This is a genomic window from Streptomyces sp. NPDC054783, assembly GCF_053611725.1.
Genome location: NZ_JBSHAY010000011.1, coordinates 14,485 through 38,537, shown reverse-complemented (window position 1 = coordinate 38,537; position 24,053 = coordinate 14,485). Strand labels below are relative to the sequence as shown.

Annotated in this window: 22 protein-coding genes and 2 pseudogenes; 16 read left to right on the top strand and 8 right to left on the bottom strand. The window is 69.9% G+C overall.

Annotation, left to right across the window (positions count from 1 at the left end; translation table 11 throughout):
* Positions 1–86 precede the first annotated feature (86 nt).
* A complete protein-coding gene (locus tag ACWGJ5_RS20565) occupies positions 87–716 on the top strand; it encodes a TetR/AcrR family transcriptional regulator (protein WP_453311294.1) in 630 nt (209 codons plus the stop codon).
* Between the two features lie 31 nt (positions 717–747).
* Here ACWGJ5_RS20565 and ACWGJ5_RS20560 read toward each other — a convergent pair whose 3' ends face one another.
* From ACWGJ5_RS20560 to ACWGJ5_RS20550, 3 genes are read right to left on the bottom strand one after another with little or no spacing between them, the layout of a single operon-like run.
* Positions 748–1,932, bottom strand: coding sequence for a cytochrome P450 (locus tag ACWGJ5_RS20560; protein ID WP_453311095.1), 1,185 nt, complete (start codon positions 1,930–1,932; stop codon positions 748–750).
* Positions 1,933–1,962: 30 nt separating this feature from the next.
* Positions 1,963–3,318, bottom strand: a complete 1,356-nt coding sequence (locus ACWGJ5_RS20555; protein ID WP_453311094.1) for an NAD(P)/FAD-dependent oxidoreductase — start codon at positions 3,316–3,318, stop codon at positions 1,963–1,965.
* Positions 3,308–3,517: a ferredoxin gene (locus tag ACWGJ5_RS20550; RefSeq protein WP_453311093.1), complete on the bottom strand. Its 210-nt coding sequence runs from the start codon at positions 3,515–3,517 to the stop codon at positions 3,308–3,310. Before ACWGJ5_RS20550 ends, ACWGJ5_RS20555 begins: the two co-directional genes overlap by 11 nt.
* A 331-nt stretch (positions 3,518–3,848) precedes the next feature.
* Here ACWGJ5_RS20550 and ACWGJ5_RS20545 point away from each other — a divergent pair, with 331 nt between their 5' ends.
* From ACWGJ5_RS20545 to ACWGJ5_RS20535, 3 genes are all read left to right on the top strand, one after another.
* Entirely contained in the window at positions 3,849–4,271 is a 423-nt protein-coding gene (locus ACWGJ5_RS20545) for a hypothetical protein (protein ID WP_453311092.1), read from the top strand.
* Positions 4,272–4,473: 202 nt separating this feature from the next.
* Positions 4,474–4,896 (top strand): SsgA family sporulation/cell division regulator, encoded by a 423-nt coding sequence (locus ACWGJ5_RS20540; protein WP_453311091.1) that lies wholly within the window; start codon positions 4,474–4,476, stop codon positions 4,894–4,896.
* A 41-nt stretch (positions 4,897–4,937) separates the two neighbouring features.
* A complete protein-coding gene (locus ACWGJ5_RS20535) occupies positions 4,938–5,267 on the top strand; it encodes an NIPSNAP family protein (protein ID WP_453311090.1) in 330 nt (109 codons plus the stop codon).
* A gap of 371 nt (positions 5,268–5,638) precedes the next feature.
* Here the strand turns inward: ACWGJ5_RS20535 and ACWGJ5_RS20530 are convergent.
* The 3 genes and pseudogenes from ACWGJ5_RS20530 to ACWGJ5_RS20520 form a co-directional block, all read right to left on the bottom strand.
* Positions 5,639–5,995: pseudogene (locus ACWGJ5_RS20530) on the bottom strand (FUSC family protein); the annotation flags it as partial.
* A 184-nt stretch (positions 5,996–6,179) separates the two neighbouring features.
* A complete protein-coding gene (locus ACWGJ5_RS20525; protein WP_453311089.1) occupies positions 6,180–7,025 on the bottom strand; it encodes a hypothetical protein in 846 nt (281 codons plus the stop codon).
* Positions 7,026–7,093: 68 nt separating this feature from the next.
* Entirely contained in the window at positions 7,094–7,726 is a 633-nt protein-coding gene (locus ACWGJ5_RS20520; protein WP_453311088.1) for a TetR/AcrR family transcriptional regulator, read from the bottom strand.
* A 245-nt stretch (positions 7,727–7,971) separates the two neighbouring features.
* On the opposite strand from ACWGJ5_RS20520, the gene ACWGJ5_RS20515 reads away from it, so the two are divergent.
* The 3 genes from ACWGJ5_RS20515 to ACWGJ5_RS20505 all read left to right on the top strand — a co-directional run bounded on the left by ACWGJ5_RS20515 (position 7,972) and on the right by ACWGJ5_RS20505 (position 13,179).
* Entirely contained in the window at positions 7,972–11,193 is a 3,222-nt protein-coding gene (locus ACWGJ5_RS20515) for a bifunctional cytochrome P450/NADPH--P450 reductase (protein WP_453311087.1), read from the top strand.
* Positions 11,194–11,358: 165 nt separating this feature from the next.
* A complete protein-coding gene (locus tag ACWGJ5_RS20510) occupies positions 11,359–12,405 on the top strand; it encodes a zinc-binding dehydrogenase (RefSeq protein WP_453311086.1) in 1,047 nt (348 codons plus the stop codon).
* Positions 12,406–12,528: 123 nt separating this feature from the next.
* A complete protein-coding gene (locus ACWGJ5_RS20505) occupies positions 12,529–13,179 on the top strand; it encodes a TetR/AcrR family transcriptional regulator (protein WP_453311085.1) in 651 nt (216 codons plus the stop codon).
* Here the strand turns inward: ACWGJ5_RS20505 and ACWGJ5_RS20500 are convergent.
* Positions 13,148–13,783: a TetR/AcrR family transcriptional regulator gene (locus tag ACWGJ5_RS20500; RefSeq protein WP_453311084.1), complete on the bottom strand. Its 636-nt coding sequence runs from the start codon at positions 13,781–13,783 to the stop codon at positions 13,148–13,150. The genes ACWGJ5_RS20505 and ACWGJ5_RS20500 overlap by 32 nt on opposite strands.
* A gap of 138 nt (positions 13,784–13,921) precedes the next feature.
* On the opposite strand from ACWGJ5_RS20500, the gene ACWGJ5_RS20495 reads away from it, so the two are divergent.
* The 6 genes from ACWGJ5_RS20495 (at position 13,922) to ACWGJ5_RS20470 (ending at position 20,835) form a co-directional block, all read left to right on the top strand.
* A complete protein-coding gene (locus ACWGJ5_RS20495; protein ID WP_453311083.1) occupies positions 13,922–15,067 on the top strand; it encodes a VOC family protein in 1,146 nt (381 codons plus the stop codon).
* Positions 15,064–16,002, top strand: coding sequence for a fumarylacetoacetate hydrolase family protein (locus tag ACWGJ5_RS20490; protein ID WP_453311082.1), 939 nt, complete (start codon positions 15,064–15,066; stop codon positions 16,000–16,002). Before ACWGJ5_RS20495 ends, ACWGJ5_RS20490 begins: the two co-directional genes overlap by 4 nt.
* Complete coding sequence (gene mhpA, locus ACWGJ5_RS20485; protein WP_453311081.1) at positions 15,999–17,621, top strand: bifunctional 3-(3-hydroxy-phenyl)propionate/3-hydroxycinnamic acid hydroxylase MhpA; 1,623 nt, start codon at positions 15,999–16,001, stop codon at positions 17,619–17,621. The genes ACWGJ5_RS20490 and mhpA overlap by 4 nt, the downstream gene beginning before the upstream one ends.
* A complete protein-coding gene (locus ACWGJ5_RS20480; protein WP_453311080.1) occupies positions 17,618–19,651 on the top strand; it encodes an acetoacetate--CoA ligase in 2,034 nt (677 codons plus the stop codon). The genes mhpA and ACWGJ5_RS20480 overlap by 4 nt, the downstream gene beginning before the upstream one ends.
* Positions 19,648–20,001, top strand: a complete 354-nt coding sequence (locus tag ACWGJ5_RS20475; RefSeq protein ID WP_453311079.1) for a DoxX family protein — start codon at positions 19,648–19,650, stop codon at positions 19,999–20,001. Before ACWGJ5_RS20480 ends, ACWGJ5_RS20475 begins: the two co-directional genes overlap by 4 nt.
* Before the next feature lie 141 nt (positions 20,002–20,142).
* Complete coding sequence (locus ACWGJ5_RS20470) at positions 20,143–20,835, top strand: hypothetical protein (RefSeq protein WP_453311078.1); 693 nt, start codon at positions 20,143–20,145, stop codon at positions 20,833–20,835.
* Between the two features lie 782 nt (positions 20,836–21,617).
* On the opposite strand, the pseudogene ACWGJ5_RS20465 reads toward ACWGJ5_RS20470, so the two are convergent.
* Positions 21,618–21,686: pseudogene (locus tag ACWGJ5_RS20465) on the bottom strand (uracil-DNA glycosylase); the annotation flags it as partial.
* A gap of 220 nt (positions 21,687–21,906) precedes the next feature.
* On the opposite strand from ACWGJ5_RS20465, the gene ACWGJ5_RS20460 reads away from it, so the two are divergent.
* From ACWGJ5_RS20460 to ACWGJ5_RS20450, 3 genes are read left to right on the top strand one after another with little or no spacing between them, the layout of a single operon-like run.
* Positions 21,907–22,365 (top strand): hypothetical protein, encoded by a 459-nt coding sequence (locus ACWGJ5_RS20460; protein ID WP_453311077.1) that lies wholly within the window; start codon positions 21,907–21,909, stop codon positions 22,363–22,365.
* A 29-nt stretch (positions 22,366–22,394) separates the two neighbouring features.
* Positions 22,395–23,060: a TenA family transcriptional regulator gene (locus tag ACWGJ5_RS20455; RefSeq protein ID WP_453311293.1), complete on the top strand. Its 666-nt coding sequence runs from the start codon at positions 22,395–22,397 to the stop codon at positions 23,058–23,060.
* A 6-nt stretch (positions 23,061–23,066) separates the two neighbouring features.
* Complete coding sequence (locus ACWGJ5_RS20450; protein WP_453311076.1) at positions 23,067–24,050, top strand: TauD/TfdA family dioxygenase; 984 nt, start codon at positions 23,067–23,069, stop codon at positions 24,048–24,050.
* Positions 24,051–24,053: the final 3 nt, after the last annotated feature.

Below are 24,053 nucleotides of genomic sequence, written 5' to 3'. Positions count from 1 at the left end.
TGTCCACTTCTGATGAAATAATCAGATACGACCGCTTCATCGTCAAGGCCACCGAAACTGATCGTTCAATCAAATGCGGTCGCGCGGTGCGACGAGGGGGGACGAGGTGGACCCAACGCCGTCGGGCCGAGACCCGGCAGGCACTTGTCCGCGCCACGCGGAAGCTCCTGGCCGATTCGGGCGATACGAGCGCCGGCATCCGGACCATCGCGGAGCTCGCCGACGTGGGCTTCGGCTCGTTCTACAACCACTTCACGTGCAAGCCGGACCTGTTCGAAGCGGCCGTGGCCGATGCCCTGGAGGAGTTCGCGCGAGCCGTCGACCGACATCTGTGCGGCGTCGACGACCTCGCCGAGCGCCTCGCCGGCGGCATGCGGCTCAGCGCACACATGGCCGGTTCATACCCGGAGATCATGCGGATTCTCTGCCACAGCGAGCTCGGCCGCATATGCGCCGGCCGAGGACTGGCTCCGCGCGCGAGGCACGACGTGGAGCAGGGCATGGCTTCCGGCCGCTTCACCGTGGTCGACCCGATGATCGCCCTGACCGCGCTGAACGGCAGCCTGCTGGCGCTCCTGCAGCTGTGGTTCGATCAGCCCGAGGCCAACAGGGACCATGCAGCCGGAGGAATGGCCGAGATGCTCCTGCACATGCTCGGCCTCTCCGCGGACGAGGCCCGTGACCTCGCCCCGCGGCCCCTTCCAGCTGCGGCTTGAAGACGATGTGCTGTCTGCGGACGACGCGGCTTCACATTTGGATGGGCAGGTGGCGGGGTCCGCGGAGCATGGCGTTCTGCCGGTACGGAGGCGGGTCCTCGACCAGGCGGGCGCCGCCGAGGTGGGGAAGCAGCGCACTGAGCGCGATGTATGCCTCGATCCGGGCCAGGGGGCCGCCGTAGCAGAGGTGGACGCCGCTGCCGAAGCCGAGGTGCTGGTTGTCCCGGCGGGTGGGGTCGAACCGGTCGGGCTCGTGGAACCGCATGGGATCGCGGTTGCCCGAGGCCAGCGCCAGGATGACCGACGCGTGTCGCGGGATCTTGGTGCCGGCGACGTCGATGTCGGCGTGCGGGATGCGCTCGCGCATGTGGACCGGGGGCTCGTAGCGCAGCAGTTCCTCCACTGCTCGCGGCAGCAGGTCGGGTTCGCGGCGCAGGTGATCCAGCTGCTCGGGGTGACGCAACAGTGTGAGGGAGCCGTTGGTGATCAGGTTGACCGTCGTCTCGTGCCCGGCGATGAGCAGCAGCACGGCGGTTTCGGCGAGTTCCTCCTGAGTGAGCCGCAGGGCCGGGTCCGGTTCGTTGACGAAGGCGGAGAGCATGTCGTCGCTCGGCTTGCCGCGGCGCTGTTCGGCGAGGTTCACCAGGTACCCGCCCATCTCCATTCGTGCCTGGTCGCCGGCTTTGTCATTCTCAGTGGAGTCGTCTTCGGGCCGGACGTCGGCGGAGGCAACGATCGCATCGGACCAGGCCCGGAACAGCGGTTCGTCCTCGCGCGGCACGCCGAGCAACCGGCAGATCACCGTGACGGGCAGCGGATAGGCGAAGTCGTCGACGATGTCGATCTGCCGGCCCGCCTCGAAAGGCTCCAGCAGTTCCTGGGTGATCCGGTCGATCTCGCCGCGCATGGAGTCGACCCGGTCGGGGCTGTGCGGGGGTCCGAAGGGCCGCATGGCCAGGGTACGCAGTCTGTGGTGCTCGGGGTCGTCGAGCCGGAGGAAGGGTGGCTTGTGGGCTACTTCCCCCCGGGTGCGGGGGTCGGCGCTCATCCGTGGGTCGTGGAGCAGAGCGGCGATCTCGTGGTAGGTGCCGATCAGGTAACTGCCGTCTGCCTGCTGCACCACGGGACCGGCCTCGCGGAGTTCCGCGTACAAGGGGTAGGGGTTGGGGCGGCTGGCGTAGTCGGTGATCCGTGCCAGCAAGGTCTCGGATTCCATGGCGGATCCTCGTGGTCGGCGGGACGTGGGCTACACCACCGTCAGCCGGCGGTCGGGAAGATGGCCGGTGAGGGCGACGGTCGGGCCGTGGGAGAGCACCGACGGATCCGGCACGAGAGAGGGGATCGGGATGTCGGCCGCGATCGCCCGGTCCGCCGCGCCGGGCGGCGGCGGGAAGGGAGCGGCTGTCTCGATCAGGTGCTTGTAGTAGTCGAGGGCCTTGGCCATGTCGACGGTGACGGCGGCGGTGACCCGGCCCTGGTAGCCGTAGACCATGGCCAGACGACGTGCCTCCAGGGAGCCCTGGGCGATGACGACGTGGTCGGAGTAGGTGGGGACGCCCACGGACTTGATGTTGAGGCCGAACTGGGTCGACCAGAACACCGGGACGGACAGGTGCGGGCGCTGCAGCGGTCCGGGGTTGACCATGTTGTGGGCCGCCACCTCGGCCTGCTCGACCGCGTTGCCCCAGTGCTCCAGGGACAGCATCTGGTAGCCGAACAGCGGGTGGGGGAAGCGGGAGACGTCGCCGGCCACGAAGACGTCGTCGGTGACGATCCCGTACATGTTGAAGGCGCGGCATCCGGCGTCGCAGGCGATCCCGCGCGGGCCCGCCGCCAGCCCGGAGTCCGCCAGCCATTCGACGTTGCGGATCGCACCCAGCGCGACGACGCACACGTCTGCGTCCACGCGGCTGCCGTCGGACAGCTCCGCGCCGGTGAAGGCGCCGTTGCCGTTGAGGGCGGTGACCGTGACACCGGTGCGCAGGTCCACGCCGTGGTTGCGCTGCATGACCGCCGCGAGCTTCGACAGGGTGCCGCCGAGAGCGCCGACCAGCGGTGCGGAGCCGCGTTCGGCGACCGTGACCTCGAGCCCCAGTTCCCGGCAGGCCGAGGCGATCTCCGAGCCGGTGAAGCCACCACCGATCACCAGCACCCGCTCCGGCCGCGCGTCCAAACGTTCGGCCAGCCCCGCGGCGTCCTCCCGGGTGCGCAGGGTGAACACGCCGTCCAGGGCGCCTTCCTCCGGGTTCGGCCAGGGACGCGCCCGGGTGCCGGTGGCGATCAGCAGCCGGTCGTACGGCAGCGACTCCCCGTCTTCCAGCAACACTCGTTTCGCCAGCAGATCCACACCGGTGGCGCGCACGCCGAGGCGCCACTCGGCGTCCGGGTCCCGGCGCATCGGCAGCTCGGTGGTGTCCGCCGTCGCCTGGCCGAGCAGCACCTGCTTGGACAGCGGCGGCCGGTCGTACGGCGCGTGGGGCTCGTCGCCGACGACGGTCAGCGGGCCGGTGAATCCCTCCTCGCGCAGTGCCTCGGCGGCCCTGAGCCCCGCCAGCGACGCGCCGACGATGACGATCCGGCCCTCCTTCAGGTCACCGGGCACCACTGCTCACCTCTTCCCCGAGGAGGATGGCCTGCACCGGGCAGGCCGCGGCGGCTTGGCGTACGCGTTCTTCCTGATCGTCGGGTACGGCCGTGGCATAGAGCAGTCCCTCCTCGCCGTGCAGCTCGAACACCTCCGGCGCGAGGAACACGCACTGCGCATAGCCCTGGCAGCGCGTGAGGTCGACAACGGTCCGCATCGTCACCACTTCCTCCGTTGTCTGCCCCTGGTCTCCAGCATGGGCCTGAAATCCCGCGACCGCATGTCGCGGGGGTCGGGACGGAACCACCGACGCGCCGAGGGCACGGCAACGGTCAACTCGCCTGTACTGACCGGCAGTCGATCAATGCTGCAGGAGCCGTCCGCGACAGTCGCCTGCGTCACATCGACGTTTCCATACATCGTATGGTTATACTCGAAGGGTGATTCCATACAACGTATGGAACTGCTCGCACGACCGCGCCAGGCGCCCCACATCGCCTGACCGAACAGCCGTCGGCGCAGACCGCGCCGACCGGGAAGGAAAGATCATGAAGAAGCTCACGAAGCGCGTCGCCCTCACCGTTTCCTCCCTGGCGGTCGCAGGGGTTTCCGTCCTCGGCGCCGGGGGCACCGCTTCGGCCGCGCCTCTGGAGTCCACGCACGTCCAGTGGCCGGCCGCCCAGGTCGAGACCGCCGACTACGGCTGGGACAACGGAGTCGGGTACCTGCTCGAGCGGGGCTACTCCTGCGACGAGGTCCATGGCTGGCACCGCGTCACCGACGCGACCCGGCACGACTGCGACGGCCGCTTCTACCGCGCGGGTCACTTCTACCGCGACGGTCACTCCTGCCGCTGGCAGGACGAGCGGCACGGCTGGACGTCCGACAGGTCGTACCAGCACGACGAATACCGCTTCGAGCACGACGGCCGGGGCTGGAACCACCACGACCCGGGCCACGGCGACCGGTGAGACGGGTACCGTTCGAACCCTGGGGTCGGCGGTCGGCGATCGACGTCTCCGACCGCCGGCTGAGCGGGGCCGTCCCACTGATCGTGCGATGCGCCGGTGCCGTCCGGCGCCCGCGCCCCGCCGTACCGCCTCCGCCCGCGCCGCCGCTGTGCCGCCGGCCCGACGCGAGGCGCCGCCGAGGCACGCCCAGGAGCGGAAGCCGATGAAGAAGTCCTTGAAGTCTGTGGAGCGGCGGGTGGCCGTGCAGCTGGTCGTCTCGCGGGACTACTCACTGCCCCTGTGCCTGCGTCTTCGGTACGAGCCCACTGATCCCTATGTCGTCCGCGCCGTCTTCTTCGCCGACTGCGACGAGCCGGTCGAATGGGTCCTGGGGCGGGATCTTCTGGCCGACGGCCTGAAGGGCCCCGCGGGCTGCGCGGACGTCCGGGTCTGGTCGGCCGTGGGACATGGCGACACGTCGATGTACATCGCCCTCGGATCGTCCGCGGACACCGCCCTGCTCGAGGTTTCCGCGCAGGACATCAGGTCCTTCCTGGAGCAAACCGAGGCTCAGGTGCCTCGCGGCACGGAGTCCGGACGCATCGACTGGGACGCCGAACTGGCGCACCTGCGCTCGCAAGGCTGACCGCCGACCATCCACATCCTGAAGAAGAGGAACGAGTGTCCATGTCCCAGTACCAGCTTCGCGCTTACACCCTGCGCAGCCCCGACGCGCTCTGCGCCTACGAGAAGATCTGGGCCCAGCACATTCCCGGTATGGCCAAGCACCGGATCACCACCCACGGCGTCTGGACGGTGCCCGCGGCGCCCGGAAGCGAGACTCCCCGGCTCTACGCCCTCGTTTCCTACAGGGACGCCGACAACGTGCAGGAGCGGCTGGAGGCGTACCTGTCGAGTCCTGAATTCCGCGCGGACATGCAGGGCTTCGACATCAGCCAGATCGCCGGCCTCGACGAGACCCTGCTGACGCCCACCGTGGACTCACCCTTGCGCTGACGGCCGTCCGGCGACGAGTGACGCCGCCAGACGGGCCGGCATCCGGCGGCTCTCCTGCTCGGCGATGGCTGATGCGCTCTTCGGGAAGGGCGCATCGCCCCCGTTCGCCGGAGGCCGCCTCGGCGGCTTGGCTCAACTCGGCCAAGGCGCTCGCCAGACGGCAACGGGCGTGCGCGATATCGGCGAGCTCGGGGCTGGACGTCGGGTCCGTCAACCGTGCCGCGGCCGCCCGGGAGGCGTTCACCGCCGCCAGGGCCGTCTCGATACGGTCCGCCGCTCGGCAGTCGGTGATCAGGACGGCGACGAGCAGCCCCAGCACGCAGCCGGTAAGCCCGTAAGCCCGTAAGCCCGTAAGCCCGTAAGCCGGTAAGGGTGTGGAGGGTCCGGTCCCTCAGCAACTCACCGACGGGCTGCTCGTGCGCGAACTGGGGCACGAGCAGCGACATCTGGACGATGCAGACCTGGCCGAGCCAGTAACCGCAGCTGATCGTAGCCTCGGTGGCGGCCTGGAAGAACAGGACGGCCAGGACGAGGGCGAGTGATCCTCCGGTACGAATGATCGGCAGCAGGGCGGCGAACAACAATGCGAGGCCGACGAAGTTGCCGAAGACCCGGTTGAGGGCGCGTGTCCAGGTGAGGGCCGGGTTGGACTGGAAGACCGACGCGACGGCGACCACGGCCCAGTACGGGAGACCGACGCCCAGCGCCTGTGAGGACCATCCGGCCAGGGCGCAGCCGACCGCGACCCGAGCGCTGAGGAGCAGCAGGCGGGAGCCGGGGCGGGAGCCGGGGCGGGAGCCGGGGCGGGAGCCGGGGCGGGAGCCGGGGCGGGGAACGCTCCCCAGACGAATCTGACGCGGATCTGGCCGGCCTACGGGGCCCGATCCGCCCCAGGCGGCGCCGATGGCCTGTTCACCTCCCGTGACCGGCGGCCCCAGAACCGGCAGCGGGGCGGTCGTACTCAGGAGTTGCGCCCAGCGGACGAGCTCCTGGTGGCCGAAACCGCCGGACGTGGACCAGCAGCAGTGTCAGGGCCGCGTGCTCCGGCGAGCGGACGGGTATCAGCGACAGCGTGCGCCAGGCTTCGGCTGCTGCCGTGTCGACGGCCCGGCAGGCCGAGGCTCGGGCAGGGCCGTCGTCCGGGGTGCGGGCGAGCCGCACGGCGGCGTCCAGCGCCCTGGCCACCGCCAGACGCTGCGGCTCCCGGGGTCGTCCCAGACCCGGGGCCATGCACACCGCCCAGGCGGACACGCCGACGGCAAGGGTGAGCCCGAGATGGCGGGGAATGTCGGGGAAATACTGCGGGGAGAACGCGCAGCCCGCGGCGACGAACGTGACGACGACGTTGCCCGGAGAGTCGATCCGGGTGGCCTCGCACACGAGCTTGTGCGCAGCGGCGAGGACTGCCGCCACAGCGACCCGGACCACCGTGCTGTCCGTAGCGGCGGCGGTCGCCAGACCCACCCCGCTGCCCGCGGCCATAGCGAGCACGACAGCGGCCAGTGCTCGAGCGCGGGCAGCGCAGGGCAGGCTGTGTCCGTAGAGCGCGCACGTGGATCCGCCGAGGGTGTACACCACCAGGTCGGCTCGGCCGGCGGCCAGCAGGATCAGACTCGGCACGGCCGTCGCCACGATGACACTGAGCGCCGTCTTGGGCCACAGGTCGGTCGCCTGACCCAGCCGCAACGCATCGCGCGCCCGCAGGGGCCGCATCGGGACGGTCTTTCCGGAGGGGATGGGGTGCCCCTCGTGCGTCACGGCGCATTGCGGCCTGGACTCGCCCGCCGATGGACGCGCCCAGGCCGCAACGCCTTGGAACCACCGACTCAGCGGCCGGCGCCCTGGCCGTTACGACCGGCGGCGAGCCGGCCCTCCAGACCCGTGATGAGCGTGTCGATCACCAGCCGGAACATGTGGTCCTGGTCAGGGCCTGCACGGTCTGCGTCCGTGACCTCGTCCGCGCCGACAGCTGCACCGGGGGGCTTGAGGCTCGCCCACAGCTGGAGGGAGCCGTTGAGTTCGGCGTTGAGGACGCCGATGACGACGGTGGCCACGAGAGCGGCGATCTCCGGGACCTCTGACTGCGGCACTCCGGCAGCGCCCAGGATCGCGGTGAGCGCGGTCCAGAACGGGTCGTCGGGCTGGATGAAGTCCGGCTGGTGGCTGAACGAGTAGGCCATCAGCTCGGGGTGACGGTGCGCCAGGGTCCGGAAGTCGGTGGCGAGCAGGCGGATGCGCTCCTGCCAGGGAATGTCCTGAAGCGTCACGGTGCGGAACTGGGCTCCGACCATTCTCGCCACGCCGCGCAGCACGGCTTCCTTGTTCGGCACGTGGTGGTACAGCGACATCGGGTTCGCATCGAGCACGGTGGCGAGTTTGCGCATGGTGAGCGCCTCGACCCCGTCCTCGTCGATGAGCCGCAGGGCGGCGGCATGGATCCCGGCCTCGGTCAGAGGCACGTCTCTCTTTCTCGTTCCCCGCGGGGGACGCCTCACCTTTTTTTCCATACCACGTACGGTACCAGTTTCATACGCCGTACGGAAATTGTCTGAATCACAGCGCCCACCAGGGCGGCCGGGCTTGCTTCACGTTTCCATACGTCGTACGGTATCAATTCCATACGGCGTATGTTTCCGTACGGCGCCACGACACCAACCTGCGCAGCGCGCCCTTGCCCATCCCCCTCCACGCAGAGGAGCAAGCCATGACCACGCACTCCGCGAACGACCTTCGTCCCATCCGGTCCCCGCGCGGGATCCCCCTGCTCGGCCACACGCCGCAGATCCCCGACACCAATCCGGTGGAGTACTTCAACGAGCTGTCCAAGCAGTTCCCCGAAGGCATCTACGGCATGGACATCGCCGGCATCGAGCAGGTCTTCGTCTACGACCCCGACCTGGTGGCCGAGGTCTGCGACGAGACGCGGTTCTTCAAGCAGATCGAGAAGACGCCGCTGAGTCATGTGCGGGACTACACGGGGGCGGGCCTGTTCACGGCCCACCAGCACGAAGAGGAGTGGGCCATGGCCCACCGGATCCTGCTGCCGGCCTTCAGCCAGCGGGCCATGAAGACCTACTACGGGCAGATGCTGGAGATCGCCCAGAACCTGGTCGGCAAGTGGGAGAGCCGGGAGGGCCGGCCGGTCGCCGTCACCGACGACTACACCCGGCTCACCCTGGACACCATCGCCCTGTCCGGGTTCGGCTACCGCTTCCAGTCTTTCGACGAAGAGGAGCTGCACCCCTTCCTCAACGCGCTGCTGGAGGCGCTCATCGAGTCGATGCGGCGCTCCCAGGAGCTGCCGATGATGACCAAGCTGCGCAAGGCGGACGACAGGAAGTACCGCGAGAACATCCAGCTGATGCGCGACCTGGTCGAGAGCGTGATCAAGGAGCGCCGTGAGGGCAAGGGCACCGGCGAGGAGGACCTGCTGGGACTCATGCTGGAGGCCACCGACCCGGATACCGGCAAGCTGCTGGCGGACGACAACGTCCGCGACCAGGTGGTGACCTTCCTCATCGCCGGTCATGAGACCACCAGTGGCCTCCTGTCGTTCGCCACGTACTCGCTGATGCGCAACCCGCACGTCCTGGCGCAGGCGTACGCCGAGGTCGACCGCCTGCTGCCCGGTGACACGGTCCCGGACTACGACACGATCATGCAGCTGGACGTGATCCCGCGGATCCTGGAGGAGACCCTGCGCCTGTGGGCTCCCATCCCGCTGATCGCCAAGGCGCCCCTCGACGACACCGTCATCGGCGACCGGTACGAGCTGAAGAAGGGGACCAGGGCCAACATCCTCATGGGCGCGCTGCACTCCCACACCAAGGCGTGGGACCGGCCGGACGAGTTCGACATCGACCGGTGGCTGCCGGAGAACCGTGTGGAACAGCACCCGCACGCCTACAAGCCGTTCGGCAACGGTGTGCGTGCGTGCATCGGCAGGCAGTTCGCGCTTACCGAGGCCCGTCTGGCGCTGGCGCTGGTGCTGCAGAAGTTCAGGTTCTCCGACACCACCGACTACAAGATGGACGTCCGCGAGGCGCTGACGCGCAAGCCCGGCGACTTCCAGCTGGTCGTCCGCAAGCGCCAGGAGCACCAGCGGACCGTCTTCGGCGCCGCGGACCTGCAGACCGGCGACACGCAGGCGCAGACAGCGGTCAGCGGCGTCGGCGTCAACCTCACTGTCGCCTACGGCTCCAGCCTCGGCTCCTGCGAGGACCTGGCGCGCACCATCGCCGACCGCAGCGAGCGCTCCGGCTTCGGCACCACCCTGGTGAGTCTGGACGAGCTGGGCGACAACCTGCCCACCGAGGGCCTCCTCGCCGTCGTCGCCGCCAGCTACAACGGCAAGGCCCCCGACAACGCCCAGCGCTTCGACGACCTCCTCGCCACCGGCCTGCCGGAGGGCGCGCTGGCTAACGTGCGGTTCGCGCTGCTCGGCGCCGGCAACACCCAGTGGGTGGCCACCTACCAGGCATTCCCCAAACGGATCGAGGAAGGTCTGCTGGCCGCCGGCGCCACCCCGGTCGTCGAGCGCGGTATCGCGGACGCCGCCGGTGACTTCGACGGCATGGCAACTCGGTGGCTGGACAACCTGTGGGCCACCCTGGCCGAGGAGTACGCCGCCGACACCTCCGAGGCGAGCGGCCCGCGCTACCAGGTCCAGCTGCTCACCGAGTCCGACGTGCGCCCCGCCATCGTCTCCGAGCAGGCGTACCCGCTCACGGTGGTGGCCGACGAGGAGCTCGTGGCCGACGCGACCGGCCTGTGGGACTTCAGCATCGAGCCGCCGCGCCCGTCCGCGAAGTCCATCACCTTCGAGCTGCCCGACGGTGTCACCTACGACACCGGCAACCACCTGGCCGTCTTCGCCAAGAACGAACTCGTTCTGGTGGAACGCGCACTCAGGCGGCTCGGTGTCGACTACGACCAGGTGCTCAGGCTCGACCAGCCGGCCGGTGGCCGCACCCACCTGCCGGTAGGCACCCCGGTCACCGCCGGCATCCTGCTCACCGAGTTCCTCGAGCTGCAGGACGTGGCCACCCGCTCCCAGATCCAGACCCTGGCCGAGTACACCCAGTGCCCGTGGACCCGGCCGCAGCTCCAGGCGTACACCGCCGACACGGAGGAGGCCGAGGAGCGCTACAGCAAGGAGATCCTGGGCAAGCGGGTCTCGGTGCTGGGCCTGCTGGAGCGCTTCGAGGCGGTCGAGCTGCCGCTGGCGGTCTTCCTGGAGATGATGGGCCCGATCCGTCCCCGCTTCTACTCCATCTCCTCCGCCCCGTCGGCCAACCCCCGCCATGTGCGCCTGACCGTCGGCCTGCTGGAGGGCCCGGCCCTGTCCGGCGACGGCCAGTACCGCGGCACCTGCTCCTCCTACATCGCGGGCCTGGAGCCCGGGGACGTCGTGTACGGCTACGTCCGCGTGCCCTCCCCGACGTTCGCCCCGCCGGCCGACCCCGCCACGCCGCTGATCCTCATCGGCCCCGGCACCGGCATCGCACCGCTGCGCGGCTTCCTGGAGGAGCGGGCCTGGCAGCACGCGGGCGGCACCGAGGTCGGCCTGTCGCAGGTCTTCGTCGGCTGCCGCCACCCGGAGCACGACTACTTCTACCGCCAGCAGATGCAGGACTGGGAGCAGGCCGGGATCGCGCAGATCCACACCGCCTTCTCCGCGGTGACCGGCCACCCGGCCCGGTTCGTGCAGAACGCCATCGCCAATGCCGCCGACACGGTGTGGCAGGCCATCGAGGACGGCGCGTACATCTACGTCTGCGGTGACGGCCGCCGTATGGCCCCGGCCGTCCGTGAGGCACTCGCCGCCATCTACCGCCAGAAGACCGGCTGCGACGACGAGACCGCCCAGCAGTGGCTCGCCCAGCTCGAGGCCGACGAACGCTACCAGCAGGACGTCTTCGCCTGACCGCCGCCGCACGCCGTCAAGGCGTGCGCCCCCCAGCCGCCGGGAGGCGTGCGGCATCCCCCGCTGCCGGCCGTACGCCTCCCGGCCACCACAAGCCATTCGGACACCACATGGCACCCATGTCCCGAACCGCCGGACGGTGCCGCTCAAAGAAAGCAGATCTTCATGGACACCATGCTCGCCGGACGCTTCCACCTGGACACCAAGAAGTTCGCCGTGGAGGAGGTCCCCATCCCCGTCCCCGGCCCGGGCGAGGTCCTCATCGAGGTGAAGGCCGCGGGCGTCTGCCTCTCGGACGTCCACCTGATCGACGGTTCCCTCGTCCCGCTGTTCGCGACCTCCGACACGGTCACCGTCGGCCACGAGGTCTCCGGTGTGGTCCACACCCTCGGCCCCGACCTCAAGCGCGGCCTGCCAGTCGGCACCCGCGTCACCCTGGAGGCCGGCAAGACCTGCGGTAAGTGCTCCGGATGCGTGCGCCGCCGCCCCTGCACCCAGATGCTCACCGCAGGCATCGACTACGACGGCGGCTGGGCCGAGTACGTGATCGCCCGCGAGGACACCCTCATCCCCATCCCCGAAAACCTCCCCTTCGACCAGGCCGCGATCATCCCCGACGCGGTCTCCACCCCCTACGCCGCCGTCGTCACCACCGCAGGTGTCCGTCCCGCCCAGTCCGTCGGCATCTGGGGCGTGGGCGGAGTCGGCGCCCACAACGTACGCCTCGCCCGCCTGGTCGGCGCCGCCCCGATCATCGCCGTCGACCCGCTGCCCGGCGCCCGCGAGCGCGCCCTGGCCTTCGGCGCCGACTACGCCCTGGACCCGGCCGCACCCGACTTCGCCGACCAGGTACGCGCGGCCACCGAAGGACGGGGCCTGGACTTCGCCTTCGACTGCGCCGGCGTACCCGCCGTCCGCGAGCAGGCCGCCTCCGTGCTCGGCATGGGCGGCTCCCTGATCCTGGTGGGCATTACCCCCAGGCCGCTCACCATCACCGAGGGGCTGACCTTCAACTACATGTGCAAGCAGGTCCGCGGTCACTACGGCGGCAGCCCCGAGTCGGTTTCCGAGCTGGTGCGTCTGACCGCGGCGGGTCGCCTCGACCTGGCCCCCTCCATCACGGACCACATCTCGCTGGTGGACGCGGCAAACGCGGTCAGCCGTCTGGAGAACAAGATCGGCGACCCGATCCGCCTCATCCTCGTCCCCTGACGCCTGTCAGCAGGACATCAAGCCACCCTGGGCAGGGGTGAGTGGGCGCCGGTGCGTGAGGGAGCACCGGCGCCCACGGCTTTCCGGCAACCGCGGAGAGGTAGAAACATGGAGAGCAGAAACATGCAGACGACCGACACTCTGGGCCGGACTCCGCAGCGCGGAAATGCCCACTCCAACCGCAGACGCATCCTCGCGGCCGCCCGGCAGAAACTGCGGGAGGACCCCGCCGCGAGTCTCGACGGCATCGCTGAGGCGGCCGGCGTCGCCCGGCGCACCTTCTACGGACACTTCCCCAGCCGACATGCGCTGATCGCCGACCTGACTCAGGAAGCAGGCGATGAACTCCGGCAGGCGTTCGCCGCAGCCCGTACCACGGATGCCGACCCGATCGAGGCGATGACGCGGATGGTGCTGGCGGCATGGGCGGTGGGCGGTCAATACCGCATGCTCATTGCCTTGGGTCGGCGTCATCCGGGCGAGGCCGCGTTCCGCGCCACCCTGACACCGGCCCGCGAAGAGGCCGTCGCGACGCTACGACGTGGTCAGCGCGAAGGCGTCTTCGCGGACCATCTTCCAGCACCTGTACTCGCTCAGGCGCTGGAGGCACTGGTACTGGCCCTCGCCGAGGAGAACGCCGCGTGCCCGTGGGTGGACCCCACTGGTGAGGCCGCGGCGACTGCGTTCCTCGTAGCCGCCGGCGTAGCACCACAGTCGGCCGCGCTTCAGGTGCAGGACGTTGTCAGGCGAGATCGGGCAGCGGGCGCCGGGTGACCTCATGGGCGTCATCCGCAGCGAGGCCGAGCATGCGCAGGACCATCTCGGCCAGGTCGGAGGCGGTCTCGTCGCCGTCGAGGTCCGGGCGGTCCAGTCTGAGAGCCACGAGGGACAGCAGGGTGCCGCCCAGGGCGGACAGGGCGGTGGTCGCGTTGCCGCAGGTGAAGCGGCCCGAGGCGATACCGACCTCCAGGTCGCGCAGGGCGCGCGGGGAGAGGCCTGTGTCGGAGTGGATGTGGGACAGGCCGCGGTCGCGCAGGATCCGCATGAGTTCCGGGTGGGAGTCGGCCATCCGGGCGGTGAGCCGGAAGCCGGCCGCGACCAGCTCGGCCGGGTCGTCGATGCCTTCCACGCGCGTGTCGATGGCCTGCCCGAACTCCTCCAGGGCGTCCGTCACCGCGGCGTCGAACAGCTCCGTCTTGGACTCGAAGTGGTTGTAGAAGGACCCGAAGCCGACATCGGCGCGCTCGGCGATGGCCTGGATGCTGGCGCTGGTGTCCCCGGTCTCCGCGAGGATCTGCCGGGCCGCACGGACGAGCGCCTGGCGGGTCTCGGCGCGGCGTCGCTCGAAGCGGTTCTGGGGTGGGGCTGACGTCGGCATACGGCCCAGTGTAACCGCCGCGACGATGACTCTGCCATTACTGATGGGATCCTCAATTATTTGGCCTGCACCTATTGACGACGAGAAACAGCAGAGTTGATGATTTCCTCATTACGGCAGTGTTGCTTGGAGGACACCATGTCCCACATCCCCGTTGACAAGGGCGGTCCTCAGACGCCCCACCAAGACCTCCACAGTGAGCAGGGCGCCCTGCGCGGCGAGCACCCCGGGCGAGCCCGGAACCCCGTGATCAAGGTGGCGGACCTGGCCTGGCTGGAGTTCGAGAAGCCGGATCTGGACCGGGCCGAGGTGTTCGCACGTGACTTCGGCTTCGCGATCGCCGCACGCACCCAGCACGAACTCTGGCTGCGCGGCACGTTCGCGGGCTCTCCCTGCATGGTCATCCGGCGCGGCCGCGCCTCCCGCTTCCTCGGGCCGGCGTTCCGCGCGGCCGAGCGGGCCGATGTGGACCGGCTGGCCGCGGCCGTCGGACACACCGTCCGGGACATCGACGTCCCCGGCGGCGGTCGGTCGGTCGCCCTGTTCGATCCGTCGGGACTCCCGGTCCGGGTGGTGCACTGCGGCGAACCGCTGCCCGCGCTGCCCGAGCAGCCGCCGCTGACCCTCAACACCGGCACAGAACGCCGCCGTACGAACGCCACCCAGCGCCCGCCCCGCGAGCCGTCCCGCATCCAGCGCCTGGGCCACGTGGTGCTGGAGACACGGACGTTCGCCCGCACCCTGGACTGGTACCTGGACACCCTCGGGATGATCGTGTCCGACTTCCTGTTCCTGGACGGGCAGCGCGGGCGCGGGCCGACCATGGCGTTCATCCGCTGCGACCAGGGCAGCCTGCCCGTGGACCACCACACCCTCGCCCTGCACCTCGGTCCCGGTACCGGCTACGTCCACTCCGCCTACCAGGTCACCGACCTCGACGCGATCGCCGCCGGCGGGGAGTACCTGGCCGAGCGCGGCTACCAGCGCAGCTGGGGGATCGGCCGGCACATCCAGGGCAGCCAGCTCTTCGACTACTGGCGCGACCCCGACCGCTTCATGCTGGAGCACTTCGCCGACGGCGACCTGTTCTCCTGCGACCTCGAACCCGGATGGGCACCGATGTCGGCGAGCGGCCTGGCCCAGTGGGGCCCGCCCGTCACCCGCGACTTCCTGGGGACCAACCCCTCTCCCGCAAAGCTCCGCGAGGTCATGACGGCCCTGCGCGACGACAACGAACTCGACCCCGCACGCCTGCTGGGCCTGATGAAAGCGATGAGCTCATGAGCACCAACGTTCTGCGCACCCCCGACGGCTGGTGGGTCGTCCGGGACGAGCGCGCCGTCCGCATCGAGACCAAGGCGGTCACCACCGCCGAACTGCTCGCCGACCGGGCCGCGGTGCGGGAGGCCGCCGCCTCCGGCGAGAGGGGCACGCCCGTCGCCGACCTGGTGGCACTGCCCCCGGTCACCACGCCCTGCCGGGTGGTGGCCCAGATGGTCAACTACCGCAGCCACGCCAAGGATTCAGGCTTCACCGGTGACATACCGCCCACCTTCTTCCGCAAGGCGTCCGGCTCGGTCAGCGGCCCGCACGAGACGATCGTCCGCCCCGCGCACGTGAACTTCCTCGACTACGAGGTGGAACTCGGCCTCGTCATGGGCGCGCCGCTGCCCGTGGGCACTGTTGTGGAGGAGCGGGACCTGCCTTCGTATGTCGCCGGGCTCGTCCTCACCAACGACGTCAGTGCCCGCGACGTCCAGCTGACCAAGACCCAGTTCTACGAGAGCAAGTCCTACCCGACATTCACACCGACGGGGCCGTACCTGGCCCTGCTGGAGCCCGAGGACTTCGCCCGTCTGATCGACCTGCGGCTGCGGCTGAACGTCAACGGCGTACCACGCCAGGACCGCACCCTCGCCGACATGATCGTGCGACCGGCGCAGGCGCTCACCCTGCTCGCCCGCTTCCAGACCCTCGACCCGGGCGACCTGCTGCTCACCGGCACACCTGGCGGCACCGCCCTGAAGGCCCCGCCCAAACCGGTCGAGAAGATCGCCGCCCTGCTGCCGCCCGCACTGAAGTGGAAGGCGTTCTTCAACGGCCAGGCCAAGAACCCCCGATACCTGCGCGACGGCGACCTCGTCACCGCCACCATCGCCACCCCCGACGGGCACATCGACCTGGGCGAGCAGCGGACCGCTGTGGCGGACGCGAGGTGAGCGCCGCAGACCGGAGACCGGTGGTCATCATCGGCGCGGGGCCCGTGGGAGTCACGGCCGCGCTCCTGCTCGCCCGGCACGGAGTGCCCAGCCTGCTCCTCGAACGCCACCGGGACGTCTACCCGCTGCCGCGCGCCGTCGTTGTGGACGACGAGGTTCGCCGGATCCTGCAGAGTGTCGGCATCCACGAGGAGTTCGCAGCCCTCGCCCGGCCGGCGCGAGGGCTGCGGCTGCTGGACGCCCGGCACCGCGTGATCGCCGAATTCGCGCGATCCAGGCACGGCCATCACGGCTTCCCCCAGACCAGCATGTTCGACCAGCCGGACCTCGAGCGTCTGCTGCGCGCCGCTCTGGCGCGCCGCCCGGAGTGTGAGCTGCGGGGCGGGGTGGAGGTCGTGTCCGTCACGCAGGACACCGACGGGACGGCTCCGGTCCGGGTCACCTTCCGCCGCGACGGCAGCGACGAGGACGAGCATGTGTGGGCCGATGCCGTCCTTGGCTGCGACGGCGCCGGCAGCCTCACCCGCGACGCCATCGGCGCCGTATGGGAGGACCTGCACTTCGAGGAGAGCTGGCGGGTCATCGACGTGCGCACCAGCCGTCCGGTGCGGACCTGGGAGGGCGTCGACCAGATCTGCTGCCCCACCCAGCCCGCCACCTTCATGCGCCTTGGCGAGGACCGCTACCGCTGGGAGTTCCGGCTGCCCGCCGACGTACACCTGGACGGCCCGGACGGCCGGGAACGCCTGCGCGAGCTGGTCGCCCCCTGGGTGCACGTGCCGTCCGGCGCCGCGGGGGCCGACGACTTCGAGGTGATCCGGCAGGCGCAGTACACCTTCAGGGCCCGCCTCGCCGACCGGTGGCGCCAGGGACGCGTCTTCCTGCTGGGCGACGCGGCTCACCTCACGCCTCCCTTCATCGGCCAGGGCCTGTGCGCGGGTCTGCGCGACGCCCGAAACCTCACCTGGAAGCTTGCCCGCGTTCTCCGGCAGGGCGCGGACGAAGGGCTTTTGGACACCTACGAGCGCGAGCGCAAACCGCACGCCCGCTATGTGATCCGGCTCGCGGTGGCCATCGGCTGGGCCATGACGGGGGGACAGGACCGCGGCGCGGCACTGCGCCGGGCCGTCGTCGGCGCGGCATGCCGCCTCCCCGGCGTGACCGCGGCGGTGAGCCGCGACCTCAGCCCCGCGCTGACCGCCGGCCCACTGGTACGGCGCCGTCCCGGGCTCATCGGACGCGGGCTGACCGGCACCTTCTGCCCGCAGCCCTGGGTGATCGTCGACGGCAGGCGAATACGCCTGGACGACGTCCTCGCAGACTCCTTCGCCCTCCTGACCGCTGTGCCGCCCACCCCGCAGATGACGGCCGTGGCCACGGCACTTGACGCAGCCACGATCCACGTCGACGACCTGGACGACGACGGCACGCTGGCCGCCTGGCTGGCACGCGGCCGGGCGGACGCCGCCCTGCTACGCCCCGACCGCGTCGTGATGGACACCGTCCCCGCCGGGACCGGCCACTTCCCGGACGCCACCGCCTGGGCCTCCCTGCTCCACACGGCCCGCCGTACCACCGATGCCCGGCCCGGACCCCTGCCGAGGAGCACCGCACCGTGACCACCCCGCATCCCACGCCGCATCCGAAACCGTTCCTGCCGCCCGACCCGAAGACGGCCGCCGGCAGCCGCATCGCCGATTTCGCCGACTGGGCTGCCCGGCACCAGGGCGCCGAAGGGATCCAGGACCCCAGCGACTACGAGGCCCTGCACCACTGGTCCGTCACCGACCTGGAGGGGTTCTGGGCGGCGGTGTGGGAGTACTTCGGCATCGACGCACCCACTCCGTACGAGCGGGTGCTGGCCGAGGAGACCATGCCCGGCGCCCGCTGGTTCCCCTGCGCCACCCTCAACTACGCCCACCACGCGCTGCGCAACCTGGACCCGGACGCACCCGCGATCACCGCACTGGACGAGACCGGAGCCGGCTACGAGATCACGGGCCGACAGCTGCGCGCCCAGGTCGCTTCCGTTGCAGCCACCCTGCGTGACCTGGGCGTCGGCCAGGGCGACCGGGTAGTGGGCTACCTGCCCAACACCCCCCACGCCGTCATCGCCTTCCTCGCCACCGCCAGCCTGGGCGCGGTGTGGTCGGTGTGCGGCCAGGACTACGCCCCGAAGGCCGCAGCCGACCGCTTCGCCCAGCTCGAACCCACGGTGCTCGTCACCGCGGACGGCTACCTCTTCAACGACACCCGCCACGACCGCCGCGCAGCCTCGCTCGACCTCGCCGGGGCCCTTCCCACTCTGAAGGCCACGGTGCTCGTGGACCACCTGGGCCTCACCTGGCCCGAGACCCAGCACACCGGCCTGACGGTGCCCTGGGAAGACGCCGCCACCCGCACCGAATACCTCACCATCACGCCGGTGCCGTTCGACCACCCGCTGTGGATCGTCTTCTCCTCCGGCACCACCGGCCTGCCCAAGGGCATCGTCCACGGCCACGGCGGCGTCCTGCTCGAACACCTCAAGATCCTCGCCCTGCACTGCGACCTGGGCGTGGGAGACCGCCTGCTGTGGTACACCACCACCCACTGGATGATGTGGAACCTGGTCGTCTCCACCCTGCTGACCGGCGCCACCACCTGCACCTACGACGGCAGCCCCGCCCCAGTGGCACGCCCGGACGTCCTGTGGCAGCTGGCGGCCCGCCACAAGGTCACCGTCTTCGGCACCAGCCCCCAGTACCTGCTGGCCATGGCCAAGCTGGGCATCGAACCCTCGGAGCACAACCTGTCGGCCATCCGGGCCATCGGCAGCACCGGCTCCGCCCTGCCCGCCTCCGCCTATCCCTGGGTCCGCGACCACGTGGGCGCCGGTATCCAACTGGCCTCCACCAGCGGCGGCACCGACGTCGTCTCGGCCTTCGCCGGCAGCGCCCCCACGACCCCCGTCTGGGCGGGCGAGGTGTCCGCCCCCAACCTCGGCGTGGCGCTCGCGGCGTACGACGGCGCTGGACGGCCGGTCGTCGACCAGGTCGGCGAACTGGTCGTCACCCGCCCCATGCCGTCCATGCCGCTGTACTTCTGGAACGACCCCGACGGCAGCCGCTACCGCGACGCCTACTTCGGCGCGTACCCGGGCATATGGCGGCACGGCGACTGGATCACCCACACCTCCCACGGCTCGGTGATCGTCCACGGCCGCTCCGACGCCACCCTCAACCGCAACGGGGTACGCCTGGGCAGTGCCGACATCCACGACATCGTCGAGCGACTCCCCGAGATCACCGAGGCCCTCGTCATCGGTGCGGAGGAACCCGACGGCGGCTACTGGATGCCCCTGTTCGTCGTCCCCGCGCCTGGTGTCACGCTGGACGACGCCTTGCGCGAGAAGATCCGTGACGCCGTCCGTACCGGCGCCTCGCCCCGCCACGTCCCGGACGAGATCCTCGCCGTGCCGGCCATTCCGCACACCAGGACAGGCAAGAAACTCGAGGTCCCGGTCAAGCGCCTCCTCCAGGGCGCGCCCGCCGAGCAGGTCCTCAATCCCTCGGCGGTCGACAACCCGGACCTGGTCGCCTACTTCGCCGACCTGGGAGCTCAACGCCGCCACGCCCGTCACCCGCATACCGTCAAGGACGCTTCATGAGCCTTTCCGCCGCCCTTGCCTGTCTCATCGTGCTGATCTTCGCCCTGCTGGGCGTGGCCAAGATCATGGCGCTCGGTCCGATGCCCGAGCTGGCCGACCATGCCGGCTTCACCACCGCCTCCTACCGGGTGATCGGTGCACTGGAGCTGGCGGGCGCCATCGGCGTGGCCATCGGCCCAGTCCTGCCGCTGTTCGGAGAGCTGGCCGGCCTCGGCCTGCTGATGCTGCTCGCCGGTGCTGTGACCACGCACGTGCGCAAGGGAGACGGGATGCCCAAACTCGTCCCCGCGGTGATGTGCGCCGCACTGGTCGCCTGGTATCTCGTGCTCCTTGCCGGTTCCAGCTCGTGACGTTGGCTGGGCGTCGTAGCTGCCACCTGCGACGGGCAGGACCGTTGTGCCCGTCGGCCGCTGCGCGCAGGCGGCAGAGGACCCTGAGTCCTGTTAGCGAGCCCACGCCGGTGCTGGCACACTGAATCTGTGGTTCCGTTGATGACCGCGACCGATCAGGCCGCGTCCTCATCGCTCACAGGCGCTGGCGTGGTGTCGGTCTGCGCATTGCTCTTCACCGTGGCGTCGTTCTGGTGGCTCAACGCCAGACAAGGGCGGCTGAAGACCTGGGAGCCGCACGCCTTCGCAGCGATCGTCCACTCTTCCACGGCCCGCCTGCGGCTCCCGCTCGTCCTTCACAACACCGGCCCCAAGCCGATAGTCGTACAGGACCTCATCCTGACCTTCCCTGACGAGCCCGCTTCTCACCTGCCGCTGCTGTGGGTGTCCTCACCGTCTCGCCTCCAGCCGGGGCCGGACGAGGATGCGAAGCTGCCGGCCGGATTCGTTGTGCCCGGCAGAGAAGCGCAACAACTCTTCATCGAGTTCGAGGCACCGTTTTCCGGGTTCATGCCGGAACCTCGTGACTACAAGGTCCAGCTGCAGGCGAGAGTCGGCCACCGCAAGGGGTGGCGCCGCCTGCTGACGTTCACCCTGCGGGCCGCCAACATCATCGATCCGGATCGCTACACCGTCTACAACAACGCACCGGTCGAGCTGACGAAGGAAGATCAGAAAAGGGCGGATGCCGCACTCCTTCAACTGCTGGGAGAGCAAGGGGACGACTCCTCTCCGGGCAGCGGGAGGCAGCGGAGCTCTCCGCATGACGATGACGACGCCGGCACGAGCGGCTGACGCAGCACCTGCGAGCGGAATGCGGTGGCCGCCGGCACATCGACAGCGCGGAGCCGCTCGAACAGCCTCTGTTCCCGCTCCGAACGGTCTTCCTGACAAAGCGGACGGTGTGAAGACCGGTCCTCGAACGTGCGCCCGACCGCCTGAGCGGGAAACCCGAGCGACCGCAGGCCCTCCACGTGAAAGACCCTGCGGACATCCTGGCCGTACGGCAGCAGCGACTAGTCGGTAGCACCCGGTCGAGGGCGTCGTAGCGCCGGAGCACCGGGGGCTCAGCCCCGGCGAGCCGGCCCACCTCGCCGATCATCGAACCGCAGCCTCCGCAGCCTTCGCCACGGTCCCCATCTCGGCAGCGCACCGATGGCGTAGTCGGGGTCGTGCTCCGGGCAGACGAGGCGAGGGTACTCTGGCGAACCAGGTAGCGCGCCGTTTCCCCAACCGCCTCCGCGAGATGGTGGAAGCACCTCCCACCCGCGTCCCGCTACTCGAAACCGCAGGTGAGACACACTGCCCCTGCGAAACGCTTCACGCGGTGGACTTCGGGAAACAGGTGCAGCGCACTTGGATGCGGCAACGGAATGTGAAGAAGACGCGGGTCAGAGCCCCTTTGCGGCAGGCTCCAAAACAGCCACGCACTCCACGTGCGAGGTCATCGAGGACATGTCGACGGCCCTCTGAGGCACGGTCGGTGAAGACTCTCGCCCATCCAGAGCTCATCCAGCGAGAGTCCAGCACCCCTGGCGGGAGGCCGCCGCCCTCCAAGCCATCACGCGCAACTTGCCCTACGGCAATCGCCAGTCCACCGGCTGCGCACCCTGCCGCAGCAGCAAATCGTTGGCCCGGCTGAACGGAAGACCCGCCGCGGCGAGTTGGGCTTCGCCCTGCCGATGGGACACGTGCACCGCCCCCCGAGGATGCAGTGCTGGACCCGGACAAGCAGGTCCGCTGCGCGGGGCGGCTGGTGAGCGGCCACAGTATGCACCAATTCCGCACTTACCTCCCGTGAAGCATGGCCGGGCGGGTAACGTGTCCAGTCCTGGTCGGGCAGGGCGCGCTGAGGGCGGTGGGGGCATGGATCCGGTGTCGGCGGCGTTGCTCGCGGAACTGGCAGGAGGCGCCGGCGGTGCGCTGGGCCACCAGGCGTGGGTGGCGCTCACCTCGCTGGTACGCCGCCCGTTCGGGCATGGCCACGACGCATCCGCGCCGGCTGCGGCTGTCAGCACCGGAGAGGCGGAGCTGATGCGGCTTCAGGAGGAGCCCGGGGATACGGCGCGCGCACGGGCGTTGTGCACCGCACTGGCGACGCGCGCCGCGGTGGATCCGGAGTTCTCCGCCGACCTGTGGCAGTGGCTTGAACAGGCGAAATTTGCGCGAACCGGCGACGGCGACGTCCACAACACGGTCAGCGGCGGCACCCAGTACGGGCATGTGGTGCAAGGGCGGGACTTCTCCGGTTTGACCTTCAACACACCCGCTCCGCCTCCACCGCCACCCGCCCCTGGAGCGGAGACGCCGTCGACCCAAGGCTGAGCCGATTGGATACTGCGGAGGTGGACGCCATGTACGCAACGTCGCAACACCTGCGGAGCTTCGTGGACCAGCACAGGGTACTTCACCACCCGTTCCTCGCGTTGGTGGCCTCCGACAGGGCCGATGCCGAGCATCTCGTCGCCTGGGGGCTTCAGGAACGCCACGTGTCGTACGCCTTTCCCCGGTCCATCGGTTTGTTGATCTCGAGCGCCGATGACTTCCGCATGAGGACGGTGCTCGCCGAGAACCTGTGGGAGGAGTTCGGTGAGGGAAACCCCGACCAGGCCCACGCCGTGCTGCTCGACAACCTGCTCGAGTCGATGGGAGTCGACAGGGAGCGACTCGACTGCCCTCCGACCGACGGGACGCTTGCGTTCCTCAAGACGCAGCGCGAACTCACGACGTCGAGCGCGTGGCGAGGCGTGGGAGCCTTCTGTTACGCGAACGAGTACCTGTCGCTCGCCGAATTCCGCCCGCTGGAAGCCGCCGTCCGGTCCCGTTTCCCGGCGGCCGACCTCTCGTACTTCACCGAGAACATGAAAGCCGACACACGGCACACCGAACTCCTCGAGTCGCTGATCGACGCTGCCGCGGAAGTCCCCTCGAACAGGGCGGACATCGAGTACGGCGTCAGCGCGGCGCTCGACGCGCGCTGCCGGTTCTACGACTCCCTGGTGCCGCGGGGAGCCGAGTGACGGGCCATGGGTACCGGGCGTTCCGTACACATATCGTGCGGCAATTGGCACGACGAACTCGACGACCTGCCCGTGGACTTGCCCGCGATGCCGCGTCACGGCGTCGCCGCGTTCGTCCGCGCCGCAGCCAAGATGGCCGCCAAGCTGCCAGGCCCGCTTCTGGAACACTTGGAGGCGCTGAGATCGGGACAGGACGGCCATGGCTATCTTCACGTGACGGATCTTCCCTGCGCACACGGCGCGCTGCCGAGTACGCCTGACAGCAGTCCCGCCCCGGTCGAGCGCCCGCTGCTTGCCATGGAAGGCTGGCTCTTGGCGGTGTGCACGGCAATGGGCGTGCCCACCGCTTACCGCGAGCTGCACTCGGGCAGCCTGCTTCAGGACATCTATCCGTCGCCGAATGCCCATCCACTGTCGGCACAGAGCTCGACCACTCCTCTGGCCCTGCACTCGGAAATGCTTTACCACCGGTGGCGGCCGGACTTCCTACTGCTCGCGTGTTCACGCGCGGACCATGACGGCGCCGCCGGGACAACCGTGGCGTCCGCCCGGGCCGCACTGCCGCTGCTCGGGGCCGCCGAGCTGGAGATCCTGCGAGAGCGCCGTATGGCATGCGGCACGGACTTGGCCTTCCGCCACACGGACGGATCGAGCCCGCAGGCTCACGTGCTGGTCGTCGACGGTGTTCCCGCTGAGCCCCGGCTCGCCTTCGACCGCGATCTGCTGGAGCCCGGCGACCCATCGGCCCGTCGAGCCCTGCAGGCGCTGTCCGAGGCGCTGGACGAGGTCACCGACACGGTGCGGATGCGCCCCGGTGACCTGCTGATCCTGGACAACGCGCGCGTCGTCCACGGTCGCACGGCGTTCACACCGCGCTGGGACGGCCACGACCGGTGGCTGCACAGGACGTACGCCAGGTCTCTGCCGCGGGGTCCCGCAAGCGCGGAGGCCGCCCTCCCCTACCAGACCAAGCCGTTCGCGCCCTGCTGAGCC

Bases quoted from the DNA above. Each gene is read 5' to 3' on its own strand.
- ACWGJ5_RS20560 (WP_453311095.1), bottom strand. From the start codon at position 1,932: ATGGAATCCGAGACCTTGCTGGCACGGATCACCGACTACGCCAGCCGC.
- ACWGJ5_RS20550 (WP_453311093.1), bottom strand. From the start codon at position 3,517: ATGCGGACCGTTGTCGACCTCACGCGCTGCCAGGGCTATGCGCAGTGC.
- ACWGJ5_RS20545 (WP_453311092.1), top strand. From the start codon at position 3,849: ATGAAGAAGCTCACGAAGCGCGTCGCCCTCACCGTTTCCTCCCTGGCG.
- ACWGJ5_RS20540 (WP_453311091.1), top strand. From the start codon at position 4,474: ATGAAGAAGTCCTTGAAGTCTGTGGAGCGGCGGGTGGCCGTGCAGCTG.
- ACWGJ5_RS20535 (WP_453311090.1), top strand. From the start codon at position 4,938: ATGTCCCAGTACCAGCTTCGCGCTTACACCCTGCGCAGCCCCGACGCG.
- ACWGJ5_RS20515 (WP_453311087.1), top strand. From the start codon at position 7,972: ATGACCACGCACTCCGCGAACGACCTTCGTCCCATCCGGTCCCCGCGC.
- ACWGJ5_RS20510 (WP_453311086.1), top strand. From the start codon at position 11,359: ATGGACACCATGCTCGCCGGACGCTTCCACCTGGACACCAAGAAGTTC.
- ACWGJ5_RS20505 (WP_453311085.1), top strand. From the start codon at position 12,529: ATGCAGACGACCGACACTCTGGGCCGGACTCCGCAGCGCGGAAATGCC.
- ACWGJ5_RS20500 (WP_453311084.1), bottom strand. From the start codon at position 13,783: ATGCCGACGTCAGCCCCACCCCAGAACCGCTTCGAGCGACGCCGCGCC.
- ACWGJ5_RS20495 (WP_453311083.1), top strand. From the start codon at position 13,922: ATGTCCCACATCCCCGTTGACAAGGGCGGTCCTCAGACGCCCCACCAA.
- ACWGJ5_RS20490 (WP_453311082.1), top strand. From the start codon at position 15,064: ATGAGCACCAACGTTCTGCGCACCCCCGACGGCTGGTGGGTCGTCCGG.
- ACWGJ5_RS20475 (WP_453311079.1), top strand. From the start codon at position 19,648: ATGAGCCTTTCCGCCGCCCTTGCCTGTCTCATCGTGCTGATCTTCGCC.
- ACWGJ5_RS20470 (WP_453311078.1), top strand. From the start codon at position 20,143: ATGACCGCGACCGATCAGGCCGCGTCCTCATCGCTCACAGGCGCTGGC.
- ACWGJ5_RS20460 (WP_453311077.1), top strand. From the start codon at position 21,907: ATGGATCCGGTGTCGGCGGCGTTGCTCGCGGAACTGGCAGGAGGCGCC.
- ACWGJ5_RS20455 (WP_453311293.1), top strand. From the start codon at position 22,395: ATGTACGCAACGTCGCAACACCTGCGGAGCTTCGTGGACCAGCACAGG.
- ACWGJ5_RS20450 (WP_453311076.1), top strand. From the start codon at position 23,067: ATGGGTACCGGGCGTTCCGTACACATATCGTGCGGCAATTGGCACGAC.